This is a genomic window from Erysipelothrix rhusiopathiae (assembly GCF_900637845.1).
GTDB lineage: Bacteria > Bacillota_I > Bacilli_A > Erysipelotrichales > Erysipelotrichaceae > Erysipelothrix > Erysipelothrix rhusiopathiae.
The window spans coordinates 947,169-968,930 of sequence record NZ_LR134439.1; the positions used below are offsets into that span (position 1 = coordinate 947,169).

Genomic DNA, 21,762 nt, shown 5'->3' on the forward strand with positions numbered 1-21,762 from the left:
CAACATCTTTGTGTTGAGGCTTTACTTTCGTATACGCTATGATTTTTTGGACTTAAGTGTATAAAGGGATAGCACGATTAGTGTACTTGCGAGTACTAAAAAGTATCGTGGCATTAAAAGCATACTCCCGGTGTGAAGTGTTGCCATTATACGAACTAACAGACTAATACATAGGTAGTAACCCAGACTGAATAGGGAACCTGCTGTTCCATAAACATCTTCGAAACCATTTAGAGCTAAACTGATTGCATTGGATAGTGAAATGGCTGTACCAAATCTAACAACAATCATTCCACCAATATAAAATACAAGGGAAGGATTGTGTGAGGCAAAAACCATGGTTAAACTACCGAGTCCGAAAACAATATTACCAATGAGCATGATGCGTTCGGGTTTATAGTGTTTTAAAAGCCTTTGAGTTAAAAGTGCTCCCAGAATTGTAGATATTGCGAAAAACACACTGTAACTTCCAATTTCTGTGAGCGAACGATTGAAAAATGCTTGAAGGATTATCGGTGCTTCAGCATAGTAACAGGACATTACCGCGTTCATAACTGCAATAAAGAATCCGTAGATCCAAACTGTTGGAGTTCTAACTAATCTTGTAAAGACTTTGAAAACATTGTTTTTCGGCAAGTCATCTTGAATCCGTGTTTCGGGTAATTTGTTGTAAGCGAGAACAAGTATGCTTAGACCCAAAACAACTAATAGAGCGAGTAAAGAGTATAAGGTGTAGTGTTCCACAATAAATCCACCGAGTATGGGTCCTAAGCCTGGCACAAAAGCTAAGCCAACAGATACTTTTCAAAATAATTGATTGCGCACATCCGGTGAAAATGCTTCACGCAAGATGGTTTGTGTTGTAACTGATGTTGTTGCAATTCCAAAGGCTAGAATTGCACGACCCATAAGAAATAAAGTGAAATTAGGTGCTATAAATATTAATGAAGCACCGATTAAATATATGGACAATCCGTACATCATTGCCGGTCTTCGTCCGTGGGAATCAGAATAGGTTCCCCAAAAGAGAACACCACAAGCAAATGCTAGAAAATAAATGCTAATGGTGTTTTGGGCACTGTTGACACTTACAGAAAATGTTTGCATGACATGTTGTAAGGATGGTGCAAATAATGCCTCATGAAGTTGGGGAAATCCCAATAGTATAATAATTAATAAAAATGTTGGTTCTGAATTTACGATGTTTTTTCTCAAAAAATAGTCCTCCTATCGATTCGAACGTTGAAAAAAAACATCTAAGTCGGGTAGGGGCGCAATTTTTTTAATGATTGAAGTGAATGTCATCATTAATGCTCCTTTGTCTAGGCTTTACTATACCATATCTAACTCTAAATAAGCGAAAGAAAAAGCACATTTACTTGTGCTTTTTTGTATTTGAAAAAGGTTTCTTTTCATTAAACCAATTATCATTGGGTACAACTCCAAGTGTTATTTCAAGATGTCCGCCACTCATGAGGGTCTCATGTCTTAAGACACAATCATGATAAGGCTCTCCATTATATCGAATCTCGCTTATAAAATTACATTGAGGAAGATTGTTGTGGGTGGTGATATTGAAGGTTTGACCGTTACTTAGATGGATCTGTGCTGAATCTAAAAGGGGTATTCCAATAACATACTCTAAACTACCGGGACATACGGGATAGAAACCGAGAGCACTAAAGATATACCAAGCACTCATACTCCCGTTATCTTCGTCTCCTGGGAAACTGTTTGTAAAGCAATGTGTCATTAATTGTCGTAGTAAAACCTGACTTGAACTGGCTTTGTTTGCGTAGGTGTAAAGATAAGGGATGTGGAAGGATGGTTGATTTGAGATTGCCATCTGTCCAAAATCAATTGCGGCCATTTCACTCATTTCATGTATTTCAAAACCGTAACTTCCTACATCAAAGGTTGGTTTTTGATTTACGAGTTCATCTAGCTTTTGTGTAAACGGTATGGCTCCACCATAGAGGTTGATCAGTCCTTGGATGTCGTGGTAAACGCCAAAACTGTTTTGCCAAGCGGATCCTTCTGTATACGCACCACCCCAACGATGACTGTTGAAGGGTTCTTCAAAGTTTCCGGATATATCACGAGGGCGCATGAAACCTATTTGAGAATCAAAAAGATTTTGGTAGTTATAGGATTGTTTAAGATAGGCCACTGCTTGCTCGGTTTTTCCACAATACCTTGCAACTTGCGCAATACAAAAGTCAGAGTAAGCATTATCGAGGGTCTGATTGACACTTTCTCCATAGTGATTTGGTACATATCCATACCTTAGATAGTCGTTAACGGCACGGCGACCATAGTTTGAATTGGATGATTCTTTAGATGATGCGTGAATCATAAGTTCAAGCAGTTGTTCACGATCTTCAGTTCCAATACCCTTTAAGATGGCATCACAGATTACGGCATCAATTAGTGTTCCTGGCATGAGTCCACGTTCATCTGGAGAAAGCCACTTGGGAAGATATCCCGTATGGTTTGCATGGTTTAGAAAACCTTTAAGGCTCAAAGCGTATTGATCATGATTAATTAAGCTCATAAGTGGAAAAACCGTTTTATATGTATCCCAAAAACCATTGTTTGTAACCATATAACCTACTTCAGTTTTTTGGGATAGTGTATTGTAATAACAAGGATTCATTGCTTCGTCATATTCATGAAATGTCATTGGGAATAAATGGGCACGATAAAGACAATGACGGAACATTTGGCTTTGTTGAGGATTGTGGTGGTCAAAACGAATGCGTCCAAGGTTTTGAGACCAAAGGGCAAAGGCATGATTATACATGGTATCAAAATCATCGCTTTCACGACTTTGGTTTCGGTGGGCTTGCTCGAGTGATTGATGTGAGAAGCTCGCATGGATTTGTAAGTGGTTGGAATCGGTTTGGAAAACATAAAAATCATTTACCTTAATCAGCGTTCCGGGTTGATTTATTTTAAATACAAAATACATCTTAAGATTTGGGTCTTCACATCCTGAAGGGTTTGATACCCAACCCTCAAGGATTTGATTGTTCTGGGTCAATTGAATCTCATTGATGGCACTAAATGCAACCGAGATGGATTGTGGTCCTTGAAGTCGCATTGAAGCACCATACATTGAAGCTGTTAGTTCATTTGTGAGTTGGTATCTTGGACTGTAAAGTTTTAGATAATGGGGTTCAAAAACTGCTTCGTGCTTACGATATGTGGATTGAATATCATAAAGCGAACTTACACGTTGTTTACCAGAGAACGGACTGATTAACATCGATGAAAAATCACCCATCCAAGGACTGGGTTGATGTGTTACCCGAAAACCTTGGAAGGTTTCAGTTTCGGGATGAAACCACCAACTTCCCTTCGTACCATCCGTTTGGGGTGCGAAATAATTCATTCCAAAAGGTACCCCGGTATAGGGTAAAGCATTTCCTTTTGAGAAAGCGTGGTGATTTTCGGTACCAATGCGTGTATCAATATTGAGTGATTTCATAAGATCTCCTTTAATCGGTTGATTTTCGTTTGATAAGGCTGACGTCAAGGACTTGTCGGGATATGGGATGACTTGGGTTTTGAATGCGTGAAAGCAACTCAGACATGGCTACACGTCCAATTTCTTCGAAATTTTGGGCGATTGTTGTTAAGGGGGGATCAACATAGGCACTTGCCTGTGTATTATCAAACCCAACAATCTTCACGTCTTGTGGAATAAGGAATCCAAGGTGTTTAAGTTCGGTCATAAGGGTTAAGGCTAGAATATCGTTACCGCAAACTAGCCCACAATGTTTGGATTGAAGTTGTTTAATGAATCCAGGATCTAAGGTTCGATTTGATTGAGACCACAAAATTGGATTTTGATGGGTATAGTCGGATGATTCTGAAAGTGCTCTTAAGTAACCGAAGTAACGCGTTCGAATTGAGGATACATTTTCAATATCTTCCGAAGTCACAAACAAGACTTCGTCAACACCTTGTTCCATTAAGTGCTTGGTTGCTTCATAACCGCCCTGGTCGTTGTTTGAAACAACCGTTGTTATCGGCATACCGGATACTTCCTTGTCTAAAATTACGACAGGGATGTTTCGTGCATAAAGGGTAAAGACAGCCTCGAGAGCATCGTGATTATCGATAGGATAAAAAATTACCCCAGCATAATCATCGTATTGTGTCTCTAAATCATATCGTTGAATATGCAAACGATAGGGCGTTCCTTGAAGCGCTTGAAGCATACCCGATGTATAATCTCCGAAATTTGAAGCGTCAGGGAAGGGCATCATAAAGAGTAAATCAAAGACATCTTCGGATGTCTTTTTCGTATTTGTTTCTGCTACAAAACTTCCTTTACCCTGAACACGATAAATCAAACCATCTTGTTCTAGCTCGTTCAATGCGCGTTTTGAGGTAATCCGACTTACTCCGTAAGTGGTGGAAAGTTCCAGTTCAGTCGGAAGTTGACTGTTTACCGATAAGGTTCCGTTCATGATATCGCGTTGGATATCGTTTTTTATTTTTTCATACAAGGGTTTTGTCATGTTTTAAGACCTCTATCTAGTTGATATATCATATCGAAATTATAGCATGTTTAAGCCTTAAATCAATCCTGTAAAAGGTACATAAAAACCTATAATTTGTTCGTTATTAAATATGTTGGTATATCATACAATGATTGTGTAAACGGTAATCATAAAATGATATATCAACCAGGAGGGTTTATGACAACTTACAATACGGTACCGAAGTCAGTAGATAAACTGATTCGCGACATTCAGACGCAATGTGGTGAAGAACACAAATCATGGGGAGAAGTGTTTGAAAATGTTTTTTCAAACACATTGCTCACGACTGTTAAACGCATTTCAGATGAGGACACTTTTGTTTTAACGGGTGATATACCCGCGATGTGGTTACGAGATTCTACAGCGCAGATTCGCCCTTATTTAGTTCTAGCGAACGAAGATGAATCCATTAAAAAGATGATTTTAGGTCTTATCAATCGTCAAATTTTCTGCATTAATCACGAGCCGTATGCGAATGCATTTAATGAAACGGAAAATGGAGCAGGTCACCAAACGGATAATACTTACATGACACCTTTTATTTGGGAACGTAAATATGAGATTGATTCCTTATGCTATCCGATTCAATTGTCATATCTCTATTACCAAACAACTCAAGATTCAAGTGTATTCAGTGATGCCTATACTCAAGCGGTTCGATCAATTTTAGATGTATGGGAAACAGAACAAAATCATGAATCATCCCCATATACCTTCACACGACCAACAGATCGTCCTGAAGATACCTTAACGAATGAAGGTCGAGGAACACCGGTTGCTTATACCGGGATGACATGGTCTGGGTTTAGACCGAGTGATGATGCCTGTGAATATCACTATCTCGTACCATCTAATATGTTTGCGGTTGTAGTTTTGGAATACATCGAAGAGATTTACTCCCAAGTTTTAAGCGATCTAGAAATTGTAGAACGAGCACAAAAACTACGCAATGAAATTAAAAAGGGTATTGAATCTTTTGCTGTTGTGGATACGGACTTTGGTTCGGTTTATGCCTATGAGGTAGATGGATTGGGAAATGCGAGTTTAATTGATGATCCCAATGTTCCTTCGCTATTAGCAGCACCTTATCTGGGTTATTGCGCATGGGATGATCCTATATATCTTCGTACGCGTAATCACATTTTAAGTCCTTCAAACCGATATTTTGAATCGGGTACATTTGCATCAGGATGCGGAAGTTCCCATACACCGAAAGGTTACATTTGGCCGATTGCACTAGCAATCGAGGGCTTGACCACACCAAATCAAGAAGCGAAAAAACAAATCTTAGATACTTTAGTTAAGACAGATGGTGGCACCAAAATGATGCATGAAAGTTTCAACGTAGAAGATCCAACACAATATACACGTGAATGGTTCTCTTGGGCGAACATGATGTTTTGTGAATTGGTCATGGACTACTTTGGAATTCGTGTTGGAAAGGAAGTTTAGACGATGAAAAAAATTGTACATATTATATCCCATAGTCACTGGGATCGTGAATGGTATTTGCCTTATGAACAACATCATATGCGTTTAATCGAACTTATTGATGACCTTTTGGACCTGTTTAAGACAGACCCTGAGTTTAAAAGTTTTCATTTAGATGGGCAAACCATACCTCTTGATGATTACTTAGCGGTTCGACCACACCGACGTCAAGAAGTTCTTGATGCGACACAAACTGGAAAATTAAAAATAGGACCCTTCTATATTCTCCAAGATGATTTCTTAATCAGTTCTGAAGCGAATACGCGCAACATGTTAGTAGGGCTTGATGAAAGTAAACAATGGGGAAACCCAGTCATGTTGGGTTATTTTCCGGATACCTTTGGAAACATGGGACAAGCGCCACAACTAATGAAACAAGCAGACATTCATGCAGTGGCATACGGTCGCGGCGTTAAGACAACTGGGTTTAATAATGTGGTTGTGGATGAGACCTATGTTTCAAATTATTCTGAACTGATGTGGGAAGGTGCAGACAAAACTGAAATCTTCAGTATTTTGTTTGCGAACTGGTATAGCAATGGTAATGAAATTCCTGTTGAAAAAAAGGCAGCCCAAGAATTTTGGAATGAAAAGCTTGCGGATGTTGAGAAGTATGCGTCCACGCGTCATCTACTCATGATGAACGGTGTGGATCATCAACCTGTTCAAAAAAATGTTACAGAAGCCATTCGTCTTGCAAATGAACTGTATCCCGACTATGAGTTTATTCACAGTAATTTTGATGATTATCTTGAAGCTGTTACTTCAGAATTGCCGGATGATTTGGGACGAGTCAAAGGAGAACTCACAAGTCAGGAAACGGATGGATGGTATACGCTTGCGAATACATCTTCTTCACGTGTTTATTTGAAACAAAAAAATACGGAAGTACAAAACTTGCTTGAATTGGTAGCAGAGCCCCTAGCTACAATGGCCATGGTAACAGACTATCCACATGAAACACTGCGTTATGCGTGGAAGACATTGATGCAAAATCATCCGCATGACAGTATTTGTGGTTGTTCTGTTGATGCAGTTCATCGACAAATGATGACGCGTTTTGAAAATGCTGAAGAAGTTGGAATTTATGTTAGAGATCTAGCATTGGATCACTTAGAAAAACGAATTGATACTTCGATGTTCCCCGAGAACAGTCGTCCCTTTACTCTTTTTAATACCCTAGGAATCAAACGGCATGAAACGGTCACAATAACACTTGAATGGGATCGTTTAGATTTCAATCGTGAAAAGCCAAACGAGCTGTATAAAGAACTTGAAAACAAAGTTTTACCTCCCTTATGTGTTCTTGATGAAGAAGGAAATAAAGTACAGGCAGAAATATTAGACTCATGGGTACAGTTTGATTATGACTTACCGAAAGATGGTTTCCGTGTTCCTCATATGTCCAAACGCATTAAGGTGAGACTATCTTGTGAACTTCCTGCATTAAGTTGGAAGACATTGGCTCTTGCGGAAGGTGAAAATGCAGTCACACAAACAGAACCGATTGAATCAAATATTTTAGAAAACCAGTTTCTAAAAGTAAGTATTCACGAAAATGGGACAGTGGATGTTTATGACAAGACAAATCATAAATCGTATTTAGATGTCTTTTATTACGATGATGCTGGAGATATTGGGAACGAATACATTTTTAAACAACCTTATGGCGACCAAGCGATAAGCAGCCGCAATGCACATGCAACGGTTGAAGAAATTGAACGCAGCCATCTGATCCAACGTGTTGCAATGACTCAAAATCTTGAGATACCCGTGAGTGCAGACGAAATGTTACTGCATGAACAAATCTCAGTTACAGAAATGCGTCAGCGCACGGCTAAACGTAGTTTGGTAACTGCAATACTTCCAATTACTACAGAATTCACATTGGAAGCAAACAGTCCTGTATTACAAATCGATACGAAATTTACAAATGAAATGAAAGATCACCGCTTGCGTGCATGTTTTGATGTCGGGTTTAAGACAACACATCATCAAGCTGAAAGTATTTATGAAGTTGTAACACGCCCGAATGCCGTAAGTAAATCGTGGGAAAATCCTTCGAATCCACAACACCAACAAGCTTTCTGCGGTTTGTATACACACGGTCAAGGGGTGGTAGTGGGGAATGTTGGGTTGAACGAATATGAAATTGTGAATAATGACACGATCACTGTGACCTTACTTCGAAGTGTAGGGGAAATGGGAGACTGGGGATATTTCCCAACACCTGAAGCACAATGTTTGGGAACGCATCACACAACCCTTTATCTCGCATGTCATAACGATACGGATCGTATTGAAACCTATCAAACCGTTAAAGCAAAACAAGTTGGATTCCAAGTGAAGCAATGTAATCATCACATGGGAACCTTTGCTCCTACACATACATACCTAAACGTAAAGAGTCAACAAATGTGGATGACTGCTTTAAAACGTAAAGAGCATGGGAAAGACCCTATCCTACGTTTATACAATATGGAATCAGAGCGATATGATCAGTTAGAGCTGTCTTTAGATAATCATACCGTAATGAAATCAGATGTCTTAGAACGCGACAAAGGTGATTTTGATGGCGTAATCAAACCTGCGGAAATAATAACCCTTCGTTTTAAAGAGGAGGCATGTGATGAAGCCAACTGATGATTTAAAACTGCCTAAAGATTTTTGGTTTGGCGCGGCTGCATCTGCTCCTCAAACAGAAGGTGCTTCAGATGTAGATGGAAAAAGCCCAAGCACCTGGGACATGTGGCACAGATTAGAACCAGAACGCTTTGATCTTGAAATGGGCCCAAATCAAACCAGTGATGTCTACCATCATTACCGTGACGATGTGAAACGTATGCAAGCGATGAAACTTAATTCATACCGTACTTCCATAGCATGGACGCGTCTTTTGCCAGATGGTAAAACGTTGAATCCGAAAGCCGTCGCATTTTATCGAGACTATTTCAAGACAATGCGAGATGGAGGCATTGAACCAGTCATCAATCTCTTTCACTTTGATATGCCTTGGTGGCTCATGGAAAAAGGCGGATGGGAATATGAAGGTGTCAGTGATGCATTTGCTTATTATGCTTCGGTATGCGTAGAAACCTTTGGAGATTTGGTGACGTATTGGACGACATTTAATGAACCGATTGTTCATGTGGAGTGCAGTTATCTGTATGGATATCATTATCCCGCAATCCATGATTTTAAAAAGGCAATCTACGCAGGATATCAAACGATTTTAGCGCACGCTAAAGCAATTGAAGCAATGCGTACTCTAAATCCAAAATTGAAACTGGGTACAATCCTTAATTTAACGCCTGTCTATGGTAAAAGTGATCAAATAGCGGATGTGAAAGCACGAGAAGCAGCGGATTTACTGAATACTAAGAGCTTTCTTGACGGCATGGTGCTTGGAACGTTTTCAGAACCCCTGCTTGATTTACTACGCGAACAAGATTTAATGCCGGATACAAACGCTGAAGATCTAAAAATTATTTCAAACGTTAGCCTTGATTTTATTGGTGTTAATTATTATCAACCGCGTCGCGTTAAAGCACCAACGACTTCAAAAACACCTGCACAAGATCCGGAAGATCTCTACATTCCGTATCTATGGCCAGACCGTAAAATGAATCCTTATCGTGGTTGGGAGATCTATCCAGAAGCCTTAAGTGATATAGCGACACTTATTAAAGACTCGTACCATAATATCCCATGGTACTTATCTGAAAATGGAATGGGTGTTGCGGATGAAATGCGATTTGTTGATGAAAACGGAACGATTCAAGACGATTATCGTATTGAGTTTATTTACGATCACCTCAAGGTCTTAGAACAGGCTATTGCTGATGGTGCGAATTGTTTTGGATACCATCTATGGACCTTTGTGGACTGTTGGTCTTGGCTTAACGGATATCGAAATCGTTATGGATTTTATCGCATTGATTTAAAAACGCAGAAACGATACGCAAAACAAAGTAGTTATTGGATGCGTGATCTGATTTCATACCATCAAAAGGGGGAGTAAATCATGAAATATTTTGTGTTTGATTGGGGTGGAACCTCTGTGAAATATGCACTTTGGGATGAAGAAACCTTAAGTGATCACGGTGCATTTAAAACACCTAAAACTTGGGAAAACATGAAACTTGAGATGTTAGAACGCGTTAAACCTTATCAGGACAAAGTCGCAGGAATTGCGATATCTTCACCAGGAAGCGTCGATATTCAACGAGGGATTATCGGTGGTCTAAGTGCAATCGATTATATTCATAATTTTGAAATTGTGGAGGAAATGGAAACATTATTTGGCTTACCGGTAAGTATTGAAAATGATGCGAACTGTGCTGCGCTTGCGGAAAGTTGGCGTGGTGTCGCTAAAGATTTAAAGAACATCTTGTTTGTTGTAATTGGAACAGGTATCGGTGGTGCAGTAATTGTTGATGGAAGCTTACAACGCGGATCACAGCGATTTGCAGGTGAATTTGGATGCATGGTTTTTGATGGTGTAAATACGTGGAGTATGGCGGGAACTGCTGTTCACATGGCTGAACGTTACTGTGTACGTAAAGGTCTTGAGAAGGATGCTGTATCGGGGGAAGAAGTATTTAACCGAGCTGATCATGATCCGATTGCTTCAGAAGAAGTTAATAATTTTTATGATTCACTTGCTCTTGGTCTCTACAATCTTCAATTCACCCTAGACCCTGATTGTATTGTTTTAGGCGGTGGAGTTTCAAAGTATTCAGAATTAATCCCAGAATTAAACCGTCGTATTAAAAATCTTTTAAAAGCAGCACAACTTGAAAATCTGAATATCAATCTTAAAGCTTGTGCATACCATAATGATGCGAACTTAATCGGAGCTGTCGCATCACACTTAAGTCAAGAAGGGGGATCAAAATCATGAAATATGCCGTGAGTGTCGATATTGGTGGTACCAATACTCGAGTCGCATTAGTTGATGAAACGGGAACAGTTGTAAAACGAAAAATGTTCACAACTGATGCGAATAATCCTGAAGCAAATCTTGAAAGCATTTATGAAGTGATGAAAGCATTTGAGACTCCCGTCCTTGGTGTGGGGATGTCTTGTCCAGGTCCTTTAGATCTAAAACAAGGGATTGTATTGACCCCTCCTAATTTAACGGGATGGCATGGTTTTCCTTTAAAACAATACGCGGAAAAACGTTTTGAATGCCCCGTGTTCGTAGAAAATGATGCGAATCTTGCTGGACTTGCAGAAGCATGTAAGGGAGCAGGAGAAGGATTTTCCATCGTACAATTCTTAACAATAAGTACTGGTGTTGGAGGTGGTTTGGTTATCAATCAAAACATATTCCAAGGTGCACATGGATTTGCGCAAGAAATTGCGAACATCATTTTAGTGCCTGGTGGTCATCAACTAAAACCACTCATGCCCGGAAGTTTAGAATCGATGTGTAGTGGGACAGCACTTGTTGCCCGTGCCAAAACATTAGGACTCCAAGTAGAACATGCAGGGGATGTGGTTTCGTTTGCGAATCAAGGAAATCATGATGCACAAGTGATTCTTGATGAAAGTAAAGAATATCTTGCGAATGCACTTGCGGGCATGATCGGCATGATCGACCCAGATATTATAGTTTTAGGAGGCGGTGTGGCATTGAAAATCGACGGCTATGTTGAAGATGTGTCACAACGTGTTAAAGAAAAAGTTTACGCGGTTCAAAAAGAACATGTACGTATTGAGAAAGCAAAGCTTGGTGATGATAATGGCATCATTGGTGGTGCTTTACTCGTGTTTAATTCACTTTCATAAGTGTTGTGGTTGGCCACAACACGTGACCAACCTTGAGGGAGGTTAATATGGCTGTAATTAAACTGAGTCCTGCATTTAAAGACTATCTTTGGGGTGGGACACGCTTAAAAGAAATATATCAAAAACAAACAGATTTAGAGATCGTGGCAGAAAGTTGGGAAGTATCGACGCATCCTGATGGTCCCAGTTATGTTGTAAGTGGTGTTGATGAAGGCAAAACACTTACAGAATATATAAAATACTATGGAACCCAAATCTTGGGAACGGATGCGCAAGATTTTAATTTTTTCCCTATCTTAGTTAAATTTATCGATGCGAAAAAAGATTTATCCATTCAAGTACATCCAAATGATGAATATGGACTTAAACATGAAGGGGAATACGGCAAAACAGAAATGTGGTATATCGTTGAAGCAGAACCGGATTCCGCTATTTACTATGGAACTAAAAATCGAATCAATCGTGATGACTTTGCGCGAGCAATCGAAACCAATACTGTACTGGATGTGTTAAATCGTGTGCCGGTTAAAAAAGGGGATGTAATCTTTGTGGAGGCAGGGACCATTCATGCAATTGGATCGGGGATTATGATCTGTGAAATCCAACAAAATTCAAACACAACCTATCGTGTTTATGATTATAATCGCAAAGATGCTTGTGGGAATCTACGTCAACTGCATTTAAAACAAGCATTAGATGTTTCAAACTTAAGACCTTTGGATACCCAATTTAAACCACAAGGAACCCTTGAAACACACAGTAATTATCAAAAGCAACTGCTTGTATCTTGTCCATATTTCAAGACTACAAAAATTAATCTATCAGGTTCTCGAAATCATAAAGTCGGACCTGAAAGTTTTGAAGCATGGGTTGTTTTAGAGGGTTCAATCGATGTCACCCATAATCATCAAACCGTAAAACTTCTTGCAGGAGAAACACTCTTTCTTGAGGCAAATACGGATGCCATCCACTTATCTGGATCTGCAACTTTCTTATCAATAACGGTTTAAAGTGCCTTGGGCACTTTTTTTACTGAGGTTTCTCAAAGCAGGAATGTTTAGAAAATGCTATACTATCAAAGTATGGTTGTTGGAGGTAAGTATGAGTAAACCAATTAATGTATATGTTATTAGACATGGAAAAACAATTTTTAATAATTATGATCGCATGCAAGGGTGGAGTGATACCCCTTTACTTGAAGAAAGTGAAGTGCTTGCACGCCAATTAGGAAAAAACTTAAAAACAATAAATTTTGATGCACTCTATTCAAGTGATAGTGGTCGTGTCTATCAAACGCGTGACTGTATTTTAGAAGGTTATGGCAACGTTTTACCAATGCAAGCAGATCGTCGATTCCGTGAATTTTTCTTTGGGCATTTTGAAGGGGTTCCGGTTGTGGAATTGTGGAATAAAATCGCAAAACATCGCGGGTATGAAAACTTTGAACACTTACAGAAAGAAGTAAATATGATTGATCGTCTCGATTGGATTCATCAATTTGATAACTGTGGTGCTGAATCAGCAGCTGATTTTGAAAAGCGTATCGTCGAAGGTCTTGATGATGCATTGGAAGATGCACGTAAACAGGGCTATGAAAACGTGATGCTCGTATGTCATGGTGCGGTTTGTGCACAACTGTTTAAATTATATGCAGAAGGCGTTTGGTTAAACCGTAGTCCTGAGAACTTAAGTGTTTCAAAACTTGTGTGTCATGATGATTCTCGTGTATTCGAGTTTGTGAATAATACGCAAATTTTGAATCAATTGTAAAGTGATCTATTTTTAATTATAATAAAATAAAGAGGTGAAAGAATGAGTAAGCATTCTACGCACAGAAAACTAAAACTTAAACCCGTAACTGTTGAGGATATTGATCAATTTAATGAATTGTTGCGGTATGTATTTCAAGTTACTGGGGAAGAAATAATCAGTTCGGGATATGAAGACGAAGAAGAAATTGTACGTGCGAAACGTCCAATTCTGAGTCAGGCTGATGTTTTTGGTTGGTATAACCAAGATGAACTTGTATCCCAAATCGCAATCTATCCCTGTGAAGTGAATGTTCATGGGACTTTGTATCAGATGGGTGGTATTACCGGTGTCGGAACATATCCTGAGTATGCCAATATGGGATTGGTTCGTGAGTTAATTCAAAAAGCATTGGAATCAATGCGTGAGAATAAACAATATATTTCATATTTGTATCCTTACAGTATTCCTTTTTATCGACATAAAGGTTGGGAAATTATTTCAGATCAAATGACATTTATCCTTAAAGACAGTCAACTTCCAAAAACAGTTCCTGTAAAAGGTCATGTTGAACGATTAGAAATCGATGATGAAGACGTCTATCGTGTTTATGATCAGTTTGCGCGAAATAACCATGGCGCAATGATTCGAGATCGCTTAGCGTGGGAAGAATATTGGCGTTGGGAAAATGAAGAAGATCGATTTGCGGCTGTATATTATAATGCAGATGAGGAACCAACGGGACTTTGTTTTTATTGGATTTCCGATGAAGTCTTCAATATTAAAGAAATGATCTTTATTAATCAAGATGCGCGTAAAGGGATTTGGAATTTTATTGCAGCGCACTTTTCAATGATTGAGTCGGTGAGTGGGAAAAATTATTCTGGAGAACCGATTGCATTTTATTTAGAAGACAGTGATATTGTGGAAACGATCCAACCCTACTACATGGCTCGGATTGTGGATGTGGAAGGATTTCTTCGTGATTATCCTTTCGCAGATATTTGTGAACCCTTTCATTTCGTGGTCGAAGATCATACAGCCCCTTGGAACAATCGTGTTTTCGGAATTGATTGGGATAAAGAAGAAAATATTCTCATCAGTAATGAAACCGTGGGTCCTGAAATCCGTCTGGATATCGGTGCACTTACTACATTATTAATGGGTTATAAATCCGTATCATATCTCTCACGACTTGGACGTATTGTAGGATCACAACGTGCATTACGCAACTTAAAGCGTATCGTAGTATCCGACCGTGTTTATTTTTCAGATTACTTTTAAACAGATAGAAAATAAAGAGGCAGATTATGAATTGTGTTTTTGATATAGATGGAACCATTTGTTTTGATTATATGAATTTAAGTGAAGAAGGTCTTCAACTTTTAGAGTTACTTGAAGAAGCAGGACATCGCGTGATGTTCGCATCAGCGAGACCAATCCGTGACATGCTGCCTGTGCTTAAAGACCGTTATCGTAACTATACCTTAATTGGTGGTAATGGATCGATTATTTCTCAAAATGACAAGATTGTGGATGTATGTCTTTTTGAATCAGAATTACTCAAAGCAATCATGGTGATTTTGGAAGATGAATCTGTTGTTTACTTAGCTGATGGAAAATGGAACTTTAGTTATAATGGCGATGGTTCTCATGAATTAATGCAGTATGTTAATCGTGGAAATCTTGGTGAGAATGTTCCGTTTGAATCGTTAGATGGTGTTATGAAGCTCATCGTTTTAGAGGCTGAGGATATGAATCGAGTTCATGATCGCCTCAGAGATTTACCGGTTTCATTCTATCGTCATGAATCTACGGATACTCTAGATATTCTAGCCTATAAAACATCGAAATATGATGCTCTAAAACGTCTTGGAATTGAAGATTACGTTGCGATGGGTAATGATATTAATGATATCGAAATGATTGAACATGCAAATCCCGGAATTATGATTAACTTTAATGAACGTCTTGCACCCTATGCAGACTATCAAGTGGATTATGATGAACACTATCTTGATTCAATCTTAGAAATTATAGAAAACCATAAAAGGATAGCTTAAGTGGAGTAGTAAACTAAAAGTAGACAAGTAAAAAAAGACTTGTCTACTTTTTTTTGTGTAATAATAAAATCAAAGATAAAACGGAGGTATTAATGATGGGAAGACCCAAAGGTGGATTAAATAATAAATGGACTTATGAGGATCGCATTAAAGTCGTTACACGTTATACTGATGAACATATAAGTGCTGCGAAACTATCACAAGTCCTAAAGGAACGATTAATGGATGGATTGATCGATTCATGCGCGATGGTAAAGAGGGTTTAAAAAACAAGAAAAAGACAGGAAATCATTTTTCTGCGATTCATACGAGTAAATCATTAACTGAGATTGAACGACTTCAACTCGAAATTCTAAAACGAGATATTGAGATTGCACAATTTAAAAAAGGGTACCAGGTGAAAGGAGTTGGTGTAAACAAGGCGTTCGTTACTTTAAAAGACAAGAATTCCAAATCGCACATGATTTATCTTTTAAACATCCGATTACGTTCACTCTTAGCTTTGTGATTAAAGACTGGCAACGCCGTTTTCCAAGTTATGGTTACCATGATATCGCTGCAGTCATGAGAAAGCAAAGTGATTTAGGGATTGAATTTTCCGATAATTTAATCCACAAGTACTGCAAGTTTTTAAATATTAAATCAAAAGTTAAACGCTATTCCTTTGAAAGACCTGCTTACTGTTTAAATTATAAAACCTCTATCCAATATAAAATGGATAGGGGTTTCTAGTCTTATATTAATGTCTACTTTTGTTTGACAACTCCACTTAAGCTATCCTTTTTTTGATGCTAATAACATATTCACGGTGTTTTATAACATTAAGCCATTCATTCACGCTCTAACTTTTAAAATTAATATAAAAAAGGGGTGGATGCATTGAAAATAAAACATTTAAGACAGTGGATCAATGATTATAAGCTTTTATTTGTGCTGCTTGTAGTGGGACTTTTAACGCTTTCTTGGCTAGCTTGGGAAATACGACCTGCACAAATGCGTTCTGCACGTTATACCAATGTGCAAAACTATGAAACCATAAAGGGATCTTATGATTTTAAAGACACATACAACTATTTTGAAACGCTCGGATCTCCTGTTACCAAATCACTATTCAAACTCGAAAAACCGTTTACTTACAATTCCAATAAAATTGACGTTGTATTTCAAGGTTATGAATTAGTTGAATTGGAACAAGCCATCAAAATAGGGTCCTCTTCACGAACCCCATCGACCAAACGGTATTTGATTGCACATGTAGTAATCGAAAACCATCAGTCAGAAGCGATTGTTGTGCAGAATTTTCAAAGTTTTAACTTTGAACGGGATTATCTTAATGCAATTAAAACGGATGCAAGCTATCCGAATTTAAATTGGTCAAGTGTTTCCGCAACAGGTGGTCATATTACAATCCAACCCGAAGCATCCCAAGAGGGTGAACTCTTAGTTGCTTTAAGTCCAACACATTATGCAAACATATTTATGGAGGGAGGACTTAAACTCGAGTCTCCTGAGATTAATTTTGAGGGGGCTTTAACGGATGACCGTTTATTTGAAAGTTACCGTCAACTGGATGTTCCCATTGCGGAATCGGAAGTGTTAAAGATTTATGATACAGTCTTGGCTTTGCCGACAAACATGCTTCGATCGGCTTATGGTCAAGGTGTTGTCACAGAACAATATAATCCAGAAGTAACCTTTAAATCAGATGATGGAACGTTATCTGCGACACTTGAACGTGTTGATTTCATTAATGGCGAATATAAGCCTTCTTATTTGGAAGGAAGACGTTATGCGGAAAAAGGGGTACAACGATCAATGATGTATCGGGTACGCTTTGATAATCATGGGAATCGTCCAATCCAAGTTAATGACCTACAAACATCACTTGAATCCGTTAATACCGGACGCAAGCGTTCCAATTATCCAACATCAAGTCGAAGTTTCATCAATCCCAATGAACCGAAAGAAGTGCTCTACGAATTAGAAGAACACAGCAATTCAGTCATGAAAATGAATCTTGGTGATCAGTTAGAATTTACCGTTGTATCAGACAGTAATCGCACCTTATTATCCGGTACGTTTACATTAGAAAAATAGGAGGATTATTTTATGGCACTTATCGATATCGTAAAATACGAAGGGAATCAAGATATTTTTGCTTGGAAATACCCCGGTGATGAACTCACAACATATACACAACTTATTGTGAATGAATCACAGGCGGCAGTATTATATAAGGAAGGGGTTGCTTATGATGTCTTCGAAGCAGGAAGACATACTCTTGAAACCGCAAATATTCCACTTCTTAATAAGATTGTGAATCTTCCGTTTGGAAAGAAATCACCGTTTAAAGCGGAGGTATGGTTTGTTAATAAAGCACATACACTTGATATTAAGTGGGGAACAACATCACCCATCCAAATCCAAGATCCAAAGTATGGTATTTATGTACCACTGAGTGCATACGGTCAATTTGGAATTACAGTACAAGATCCAAAAGCCTTTCTTATTAAGTTAGTAGGAACACTTAAAAGTTTTGGACGTGATGAAATTATTAATTATTTTAGAGGGTTTTATAATACCCATGTGAAAGATGCAATTTCAACGTATCTTGTGGAAAAACGAATTACAGTACTTGAACTGAGTGCATATCTTAAAGAGTTATCTGAGTCAGTTAAAGAACAAATGCAACCTACCTTTACAGAGTATGGCATCACCCTATTGAATTTCTATATTGCGGATATTAGTGTTCCGGATACAGATGGTGCGGTTATGCGTCTTAAAGAAGCACTTTCAAAACGTGCAGAGATGGATATTGTAGGATACGACTACAAACAAGAACGTTCCTTTGATACATTAGTTGGTGCGGCACAAAATGAAGGCAGTTTAGGAAGTGTAATGGGAGCAGGAATGGGATTAGGTTTAGGTGCAGGACTTGGTAAGACAATGAGTGAGACCATGGGGTCCTTGTCTACGGATGCGGGTAAATCATGTCCTCATTGTGGTTCCAGTGTTCAAGATACGGATAAGTATTGTGGAACATGCTCTGAAGTTCTCAACCATGACATAAATAAATGTCCGGGTTGTAATGTAGAACTCAAAGATGGTTCTCAAAAATTCTGTCATGAATGCGGAACCCAACTTCATAAAACATGTACATCTTGCAAGGCACCGTTATCAATTGATGCGAAATTCTGTGGAACTTGTGGAAAGAAGGTCGATGATCATGAATAAAAATTATAGTATTATCGGATTGATTACAGTTCTAGCGACGATCTTAATTGGTTATTTCAGTGGTGTTATTACAGAAATCGCATTTATATGGATTTTGATTACAGAAGTATTATTCTTTTTAATCACTGGATTTGGTGGATCTATGAAATCGACATTTTTAAAAAGCAGTATCGCTACAATCATGGTGCTTTATGCATTGGTATCAATTAGTTTTACCTTGGTTGTGTCATGCTTAATCCACCAATCAGATCAAACCTTATTAATCGGTCAAATTGTGATTCATGCATTACTCATGGTGTTTCTTTTAATCGTTAAGAATAAAGCTGATCGCTTGGAAATGAAATAAGTTATGCAGTTTAGAAAAATAACGGTTAATCCAAAAACGCGTCTTTACCAACGTAAAACAGGGCGGTTGGTATGGGGTGCAGTCTTGTTCTTCTTTGGTCTTTTTGGACTTGTAACTGAAGTTCAAGATGCGTATCGATATGATTACAGTGGTATGATTATCGGTATTGCATTCATGTTTGCTGGGTTAACGATGGTTTACTCAGCAACAAAATCAAACTTAAATTTAGAACGATATCATGCCTATAACCAACTTATTTTTAAGAAAGGAACCTTTTCTATAGATTCTTTAGCACGATCAATGGATAAAACGTATCAAGAAACACTCCAAGATTTAGATCAACTTGTACGCAAAGGCTATCTTCAAGATATGAGTGTCAATCGAGAAACAAGAATGATTGAAGGCTTGTTTGTATCGAAATATAAAGCTCAGGTACAGTCTAAGATGATTCGATGTCCTGGATGTGGCGCTTCAAATGAAGTGATTCAACACGAAACAATTCCTTGTGAGTATTGTGGACGTAAACTTAAATATACCGATTCATAAAAAAACGTTCGGGCTTATGCCGGAACGTTTTATTTTTGTTTTGTAGTTAGGAAAGGACCGTCTTTGGTGATTGCGAAAGTATGCTCATATTGACAACTGAGACAACCGTTGTTGGTACGTGCAGTCCAACCGTTATCATCTAACTTCGCATACGGTGTGCTTTCATTAACGATTGGTTCAACCGTAATAACCATGCCTTCTTTTAATTTCGCACCCGTTCCGTAAACACCCACAAATGGAACCATAGGTTCTTCATGGATTGTGGGACCTAAACCATGTCCTGAGAAATCAAGGGACATTTTATAACCGAATTGGGTAATGTATTCATCCATCGCTGCACCAATATCACCAACACGATTGCCAACTTGGGCTTGTTCGATACCGATGTAAAGAGCTTTTTCGGTAACTTCCATTAATTGTTTAACTTCAGGACTTGGATTGTTTCCAACGCAATATGCCCAACATGAGTCAGAAAGAAATCCATTAAGGTCTACACAAAAGTCTACCTTAACAAGATCGCCATCTTTAAGTTTTGTGTGGGTTGGAAAGCCATGACACATCTCATCATTTACACTACAACATGTAGCGTACTTATAACCTTCATAACCAATTTGGGCTGCGACAGCACCATTGTCTTCAATCATTTTTTGTACGAACTGGTCGATATCGTGTGTTGATATTCCAGCTTTGATAAAGTCTCGTAGGGACTCATGGATGGAAGCGAGTAATTGTCCGGATTGATACATTCCGTCAATTTCGCGTTTTGATTTAATCGTAATCATAGATACTCCTTTTTTACTTATAGGTCTATTATACGCTTAATTTGAAATAATTAAACCGAATCACCAATCTGCATGATGTGATATGTTTGTGATAAATTTGATATAAACTGATAATTAATTTAATATAGGGTTAGAAATACAAGATATTCCGGTAATGATTTTCAACAATGTGAAATTTCAAATTTATTTTACAAACTCGTTGATTTTGTAAGGGATTTCGGCTATAATCCATATGCGTGCAACTATATTTCGCATATAGGCATTAGCGACTCGAAATTTTTTTCGTGAGCTCTTGTTTCAGCGAGGATAGTTGTTTTTTTTGTTGCATGAGCTCTAGTGTAATCCAGGAAGAAGGAGATGAACGTATGAAGAATCAGTTCAAAGTAGTTCGAGCATTCACCCATAACATTGTCTTTGCCCAACTTGATAAGTATGACTATATCTTGATTGGAAAAGGCATCGGCTTTGACGCTAAGAGCAAAGCGGTCATCGATGAAGAGTCTGTCACAAGTTTTTACCGTATTCAAGATTTAGATAAAATGAGTCAGTATGAAAAGATTGTTATGAACACAGATGATCAAGTACTGCTCGTAACGGAAGCGGCAATTGCTTATGCGGAAAAGACTTTGAATTATAAATTTGATGAATCGATTCATATTTCATTACTCGATCATATTAATTTTGCGATTTATCGTTATCATAATCGCGTTAAGATGAGCAACTTCTTCACCGAGGAATACTATCTTATGTATTCCGAGCTTTATGATATTTCAAAACATATGGTTGAAATGATTAATGACGAATTGGATGTGGAACTCCCTCACTCTGAGGTTGGCTCGGTAATTCTCCATTTACATGCTGCCATGCATCAAGGTAAGGTTTCAAACAGTGCCTTTTATGCTCAGGTGATTACTGCATCCGTCGACTTTATCAACAAGCGTATTCCAGAAGAATTCACTCAAAACAGTGTGGGAAAAGCGCGTTTAATTACACACCTCAAATTTGCATTTAAACGTTCAGAAGATAATGTAACCCTCACCAATCCATTGATTGATATTCTACGTGAACGGTATTGTGAAGCCTATGAAATCTCTGAAGATCTTGCATTAATGCTTGATCAAGAGTTTAATATTCAACTTCCTGAATCAGAAATTGGTTATATTGCACTACACATTTACAATTTACAACACTCTTAGTGTTGAGGA

The 21,762-nt window shown here is 38.3% G+C and carries 19 protein-coding genes and 1 pseudogene; 16 read left to right on the forward strand and 4 right to left on the reverse strand.

Going from position 1 to position 21,762, the window contains the following annotated elements:
- Positions 1–36: 36 nt before the first annotated feature.
- The 3 genes and pseudogenes from EL194_RS04615 to EL194_RS04625 form a co-directional block, all read right to left on the reverse strand.
- Positions 37–1,215 (reverse strand): annotated as a pseudogene (locus tag EL194_RS04615) (MFS transporter).
- A gap of 160 nt (positions 1,216–1,375) precedes the next feature.
- The gene (locus tag EL194_RS04620; RefSeq protein WP_003775733.1) at positions 1,376–3,490 is read right to left on the reverse strand and encodes a GH92 family glycosyl hydrolase; all 2,115 of its coding nucleotides are present in this window, start codon (positions 3,488–3,490) and stop codon (positions 1,376–1,378) included.
- A 10-nt stretch (positions 3,491–3,500) separates the two neighbouring features.
- The gene (locus EL194_RS04625) at positions 3,501–4,529 is read right to left on the reverse strand and encodes a GntR family transcriptional regulator (protein ID WP_003775732.1); all 1,029 of its coding nucleotides are present in this window, start codon (positions 4,527–4,529) and stop codon (positions 3,501–3,503) included.
- A gap of 180 nt (positions 4,530–4,709) precedes the next feature.
- Here EL194_RS04625 and EL194_RS04630 point away from each other — a divergent pair, with 180 nt between their 5' ends.
- The 15 genes from EL194_RS04630 to EL194_RS04700 all read left to right on the forward strand — a co-directional run bounded on the left by EL194_RS04630 (position 4,710) and on the right by EL194_RS04700 (position 19,775).
- Positions 4,710–6,005 carry a glycoside hydrolase family 125 protein gene (locus EL194_RS04630; protein ID WP_034886861.1) on the forward strand — a complete coding sequence of 432 codons (1,296 nt, stop codon included), beginning with the start codon at positions 4,710–4,712 and terminating at the stop codon, positions 6,003–6,005.
- A gap of 3 nt (positions 6,006–6,008) precedes the next feature.
- Positions 6,009–8,687 carry an alpha-mannosidase gene (locus EL194_RS04635; protein WP_003775730.1) on the forward strand — a complete coding sequence of 893 codons (2,679 nt, stop codon included), beginning with the start codon at positions 6,009–6,011 and terminating at the stop codon, positions 8,685–8,687.
- Positions 8,674–10,065, forward strand: a complete 1,392-nt coding sequence (locus tag EL194_RS04640; RefSeq protein WP_003775729.1) for a glycoside hydrolase family 1 protein — start codon at positions 8,674–8,676, stop codon at positions 10,063–10,065. Before EL194_RS04635 ends, EL194_RS04640 begins: the two co-directional genes overlap by 14 nt.
- A 3-nt stretch (positions 10,066–10,068) precedes the next feature.
- Positions 10,069–10,947, forward strand: coding sequence for an ROK family protein (locus EL194_RS04645; RefSeq protein ID WP_003775727.1), 879 nt, complete (start codon positions 10,069–10,071; stop codon positions 10,945–10,947).
- Positions 10,944–11,837 carry an ROK family protein gene (locus EL194_RS04650; RefSeq protein ID WP_003775726.1) on the forward strand — a complete coding sequence of 298 codons (894 nt, stop codon included), beginning with the start codon at positions 10,944–10,946 and terminating at the stop codon, positions 11,835–11,837. Before EL194_RS04645 ends, EL194_RS04650 begins: the two co-directional genes overlap by 4 nt.
- Positions 11,838–11,884: 47 nt before the next feature.
- Positions 11,885–12,847, forward strand: a complete 963-nt coding sequence (locus tag EL194_RS04655; protein WP_003775724.1) for a type I phosphomannose isomerase catalytic subunit — start codon at positions 11,885–11,887, stop codon at positions 12,845–12,847.
- A gap of 91 nt (positions 12,848–12,938) precedes the next feature.
- Positions 12,939–13,607 carry a histidine phosphatase family protein gene (locus tag EL194_RS04660; protein ID WP_034886859.1) on the forward strand — a complete coding sequence of 223 codons (669 nt, stop codon included), beginning with the start codon at positions 12,939–12,941 and terminating at the stop codon, positions 13,605–13,607.
- Between the two features lie 42 nt (positions 13,608–13,649).
- Positions 13,650–14,870, forward strand: coding sequence for a GNAT family N-acetyltransferase (locus EL194_RS04665; protein WP_003775721.1), 1,221 nt, complete (start codon positions 13,650–13,652; stop codon positions 14,868–14,870).
- A 26-nt stretch (positions 14,871–14,896) separates the two neighbouring features.
- Complete coding sequence (locus EL194_RS04670; RefSeq protein WP_003775719.1) at positions 14,897–15,649, forward strand: HAD-IIB family hydrolase; 753 nt, start codon at positions 14,897–14,899, stop codon at positions 15,647–15,649.
- 92 nt (positions 15,650–15,741) lie between these two features.
- Complete coding sequence (locus EL194_RS08565; protein WP_169313674.1) at positions 15,742–15,915, forward strand: hypothetical protein; 174 nt, start codon at positions 15,742–15,744, stop codon at positions 15,913–15,915.
- Positions 15,891–16,157, forward strand: coding sequence for a hypothetical protein (locus EL194_RS04675; protein ID WP_003775715.1), 267 nt, complete (start codon positions 15,891–15,893; stop codon positions 16,155–16,157). Before EL194_RS08565 ends, EL194_RS04675 begins: the two co-directional genes overlap by 25 nt.
- A 362-nt stretch (positions 16,158–16,519) precedes the next feature.
- Positions 16,520–17,746 carry a hypothetical protein gene (locus EL194_RS04685; RefSeq protein WP_003775710.1) on the forward strand — a complete coding sequence of 409 codons (1,227 nt, stop codon included), beginning with the start codon at positions 16,520–16,522 and terminating at the stop codon, positions 17,744–17,746.
- 12 nt (positions 17,747–17,758) lie between these two features.
- A complete protein-coding gene (locus EL194_RS04690; protein ID WP_003775709.1) occupies positions 17,759–18,883 on the forward strand; it encodes an SPFH domain-containing protein in 1,125 nt (374 codons plus the stop codon).
- Positions 18,876–19,229: a hypothetical protein gene (locus tag EL194_RS04695; RefSeq protein ID WP_034886900.1), complete on the forward strand. Its 354-nt coding sequence runs from the start codon at positions 18,876–18,878 to the stop codon at positions 19,227–19,229. The genes EL194_RS04690 and EL194_RS04695 overlap by 8 nt, the downstream gene beginning before the upstream one ends.
- A gap of 3 nt (positions 19,230–19,232) precedes the next feature.
- A complete protein-coding gene (locus tag EL194_RS04700; RefSeq protein ID WP_003775706.1) occupies positions 19,233–19,775 on the forward strand; it encodes a hypothetical protein in 543 nt (180 codons plus the stop codon).
- Between the two features lie 29 nt (positions 19,776–19,804).
- Here the strand turns inward: EL194_RS04700 and map are convergent, their stop codons facing one another.
- Positions 19,805–20,557, reverse strand: coding sequence for a type I methionyl aminopeptidase (gene map, locus EL194_RS04705; protein WP_003775705.1), 753 nt, complete (start codon positions 20,555–20,557; stop codon positions 19,805–19,807).
- A gap of 365 nt (positions 20,558–20,922) precedes the next feature.
- Between map and EL194_RS04710 the strand changes: the two genes are divergently transcribed.
- Positions 20,923–21,753: a PRD domain-containing protein gene (locus tag EL194_RS04710; protein WP_013852573.1), complete on the forward strand. Its 831-nt coding sequence runs from the start codon at positions 20,923–20,925 to the stop codon at positions 21,751–21,753.
- Positions 21,754–21,762: the final 9 nt, after the last annotated feature.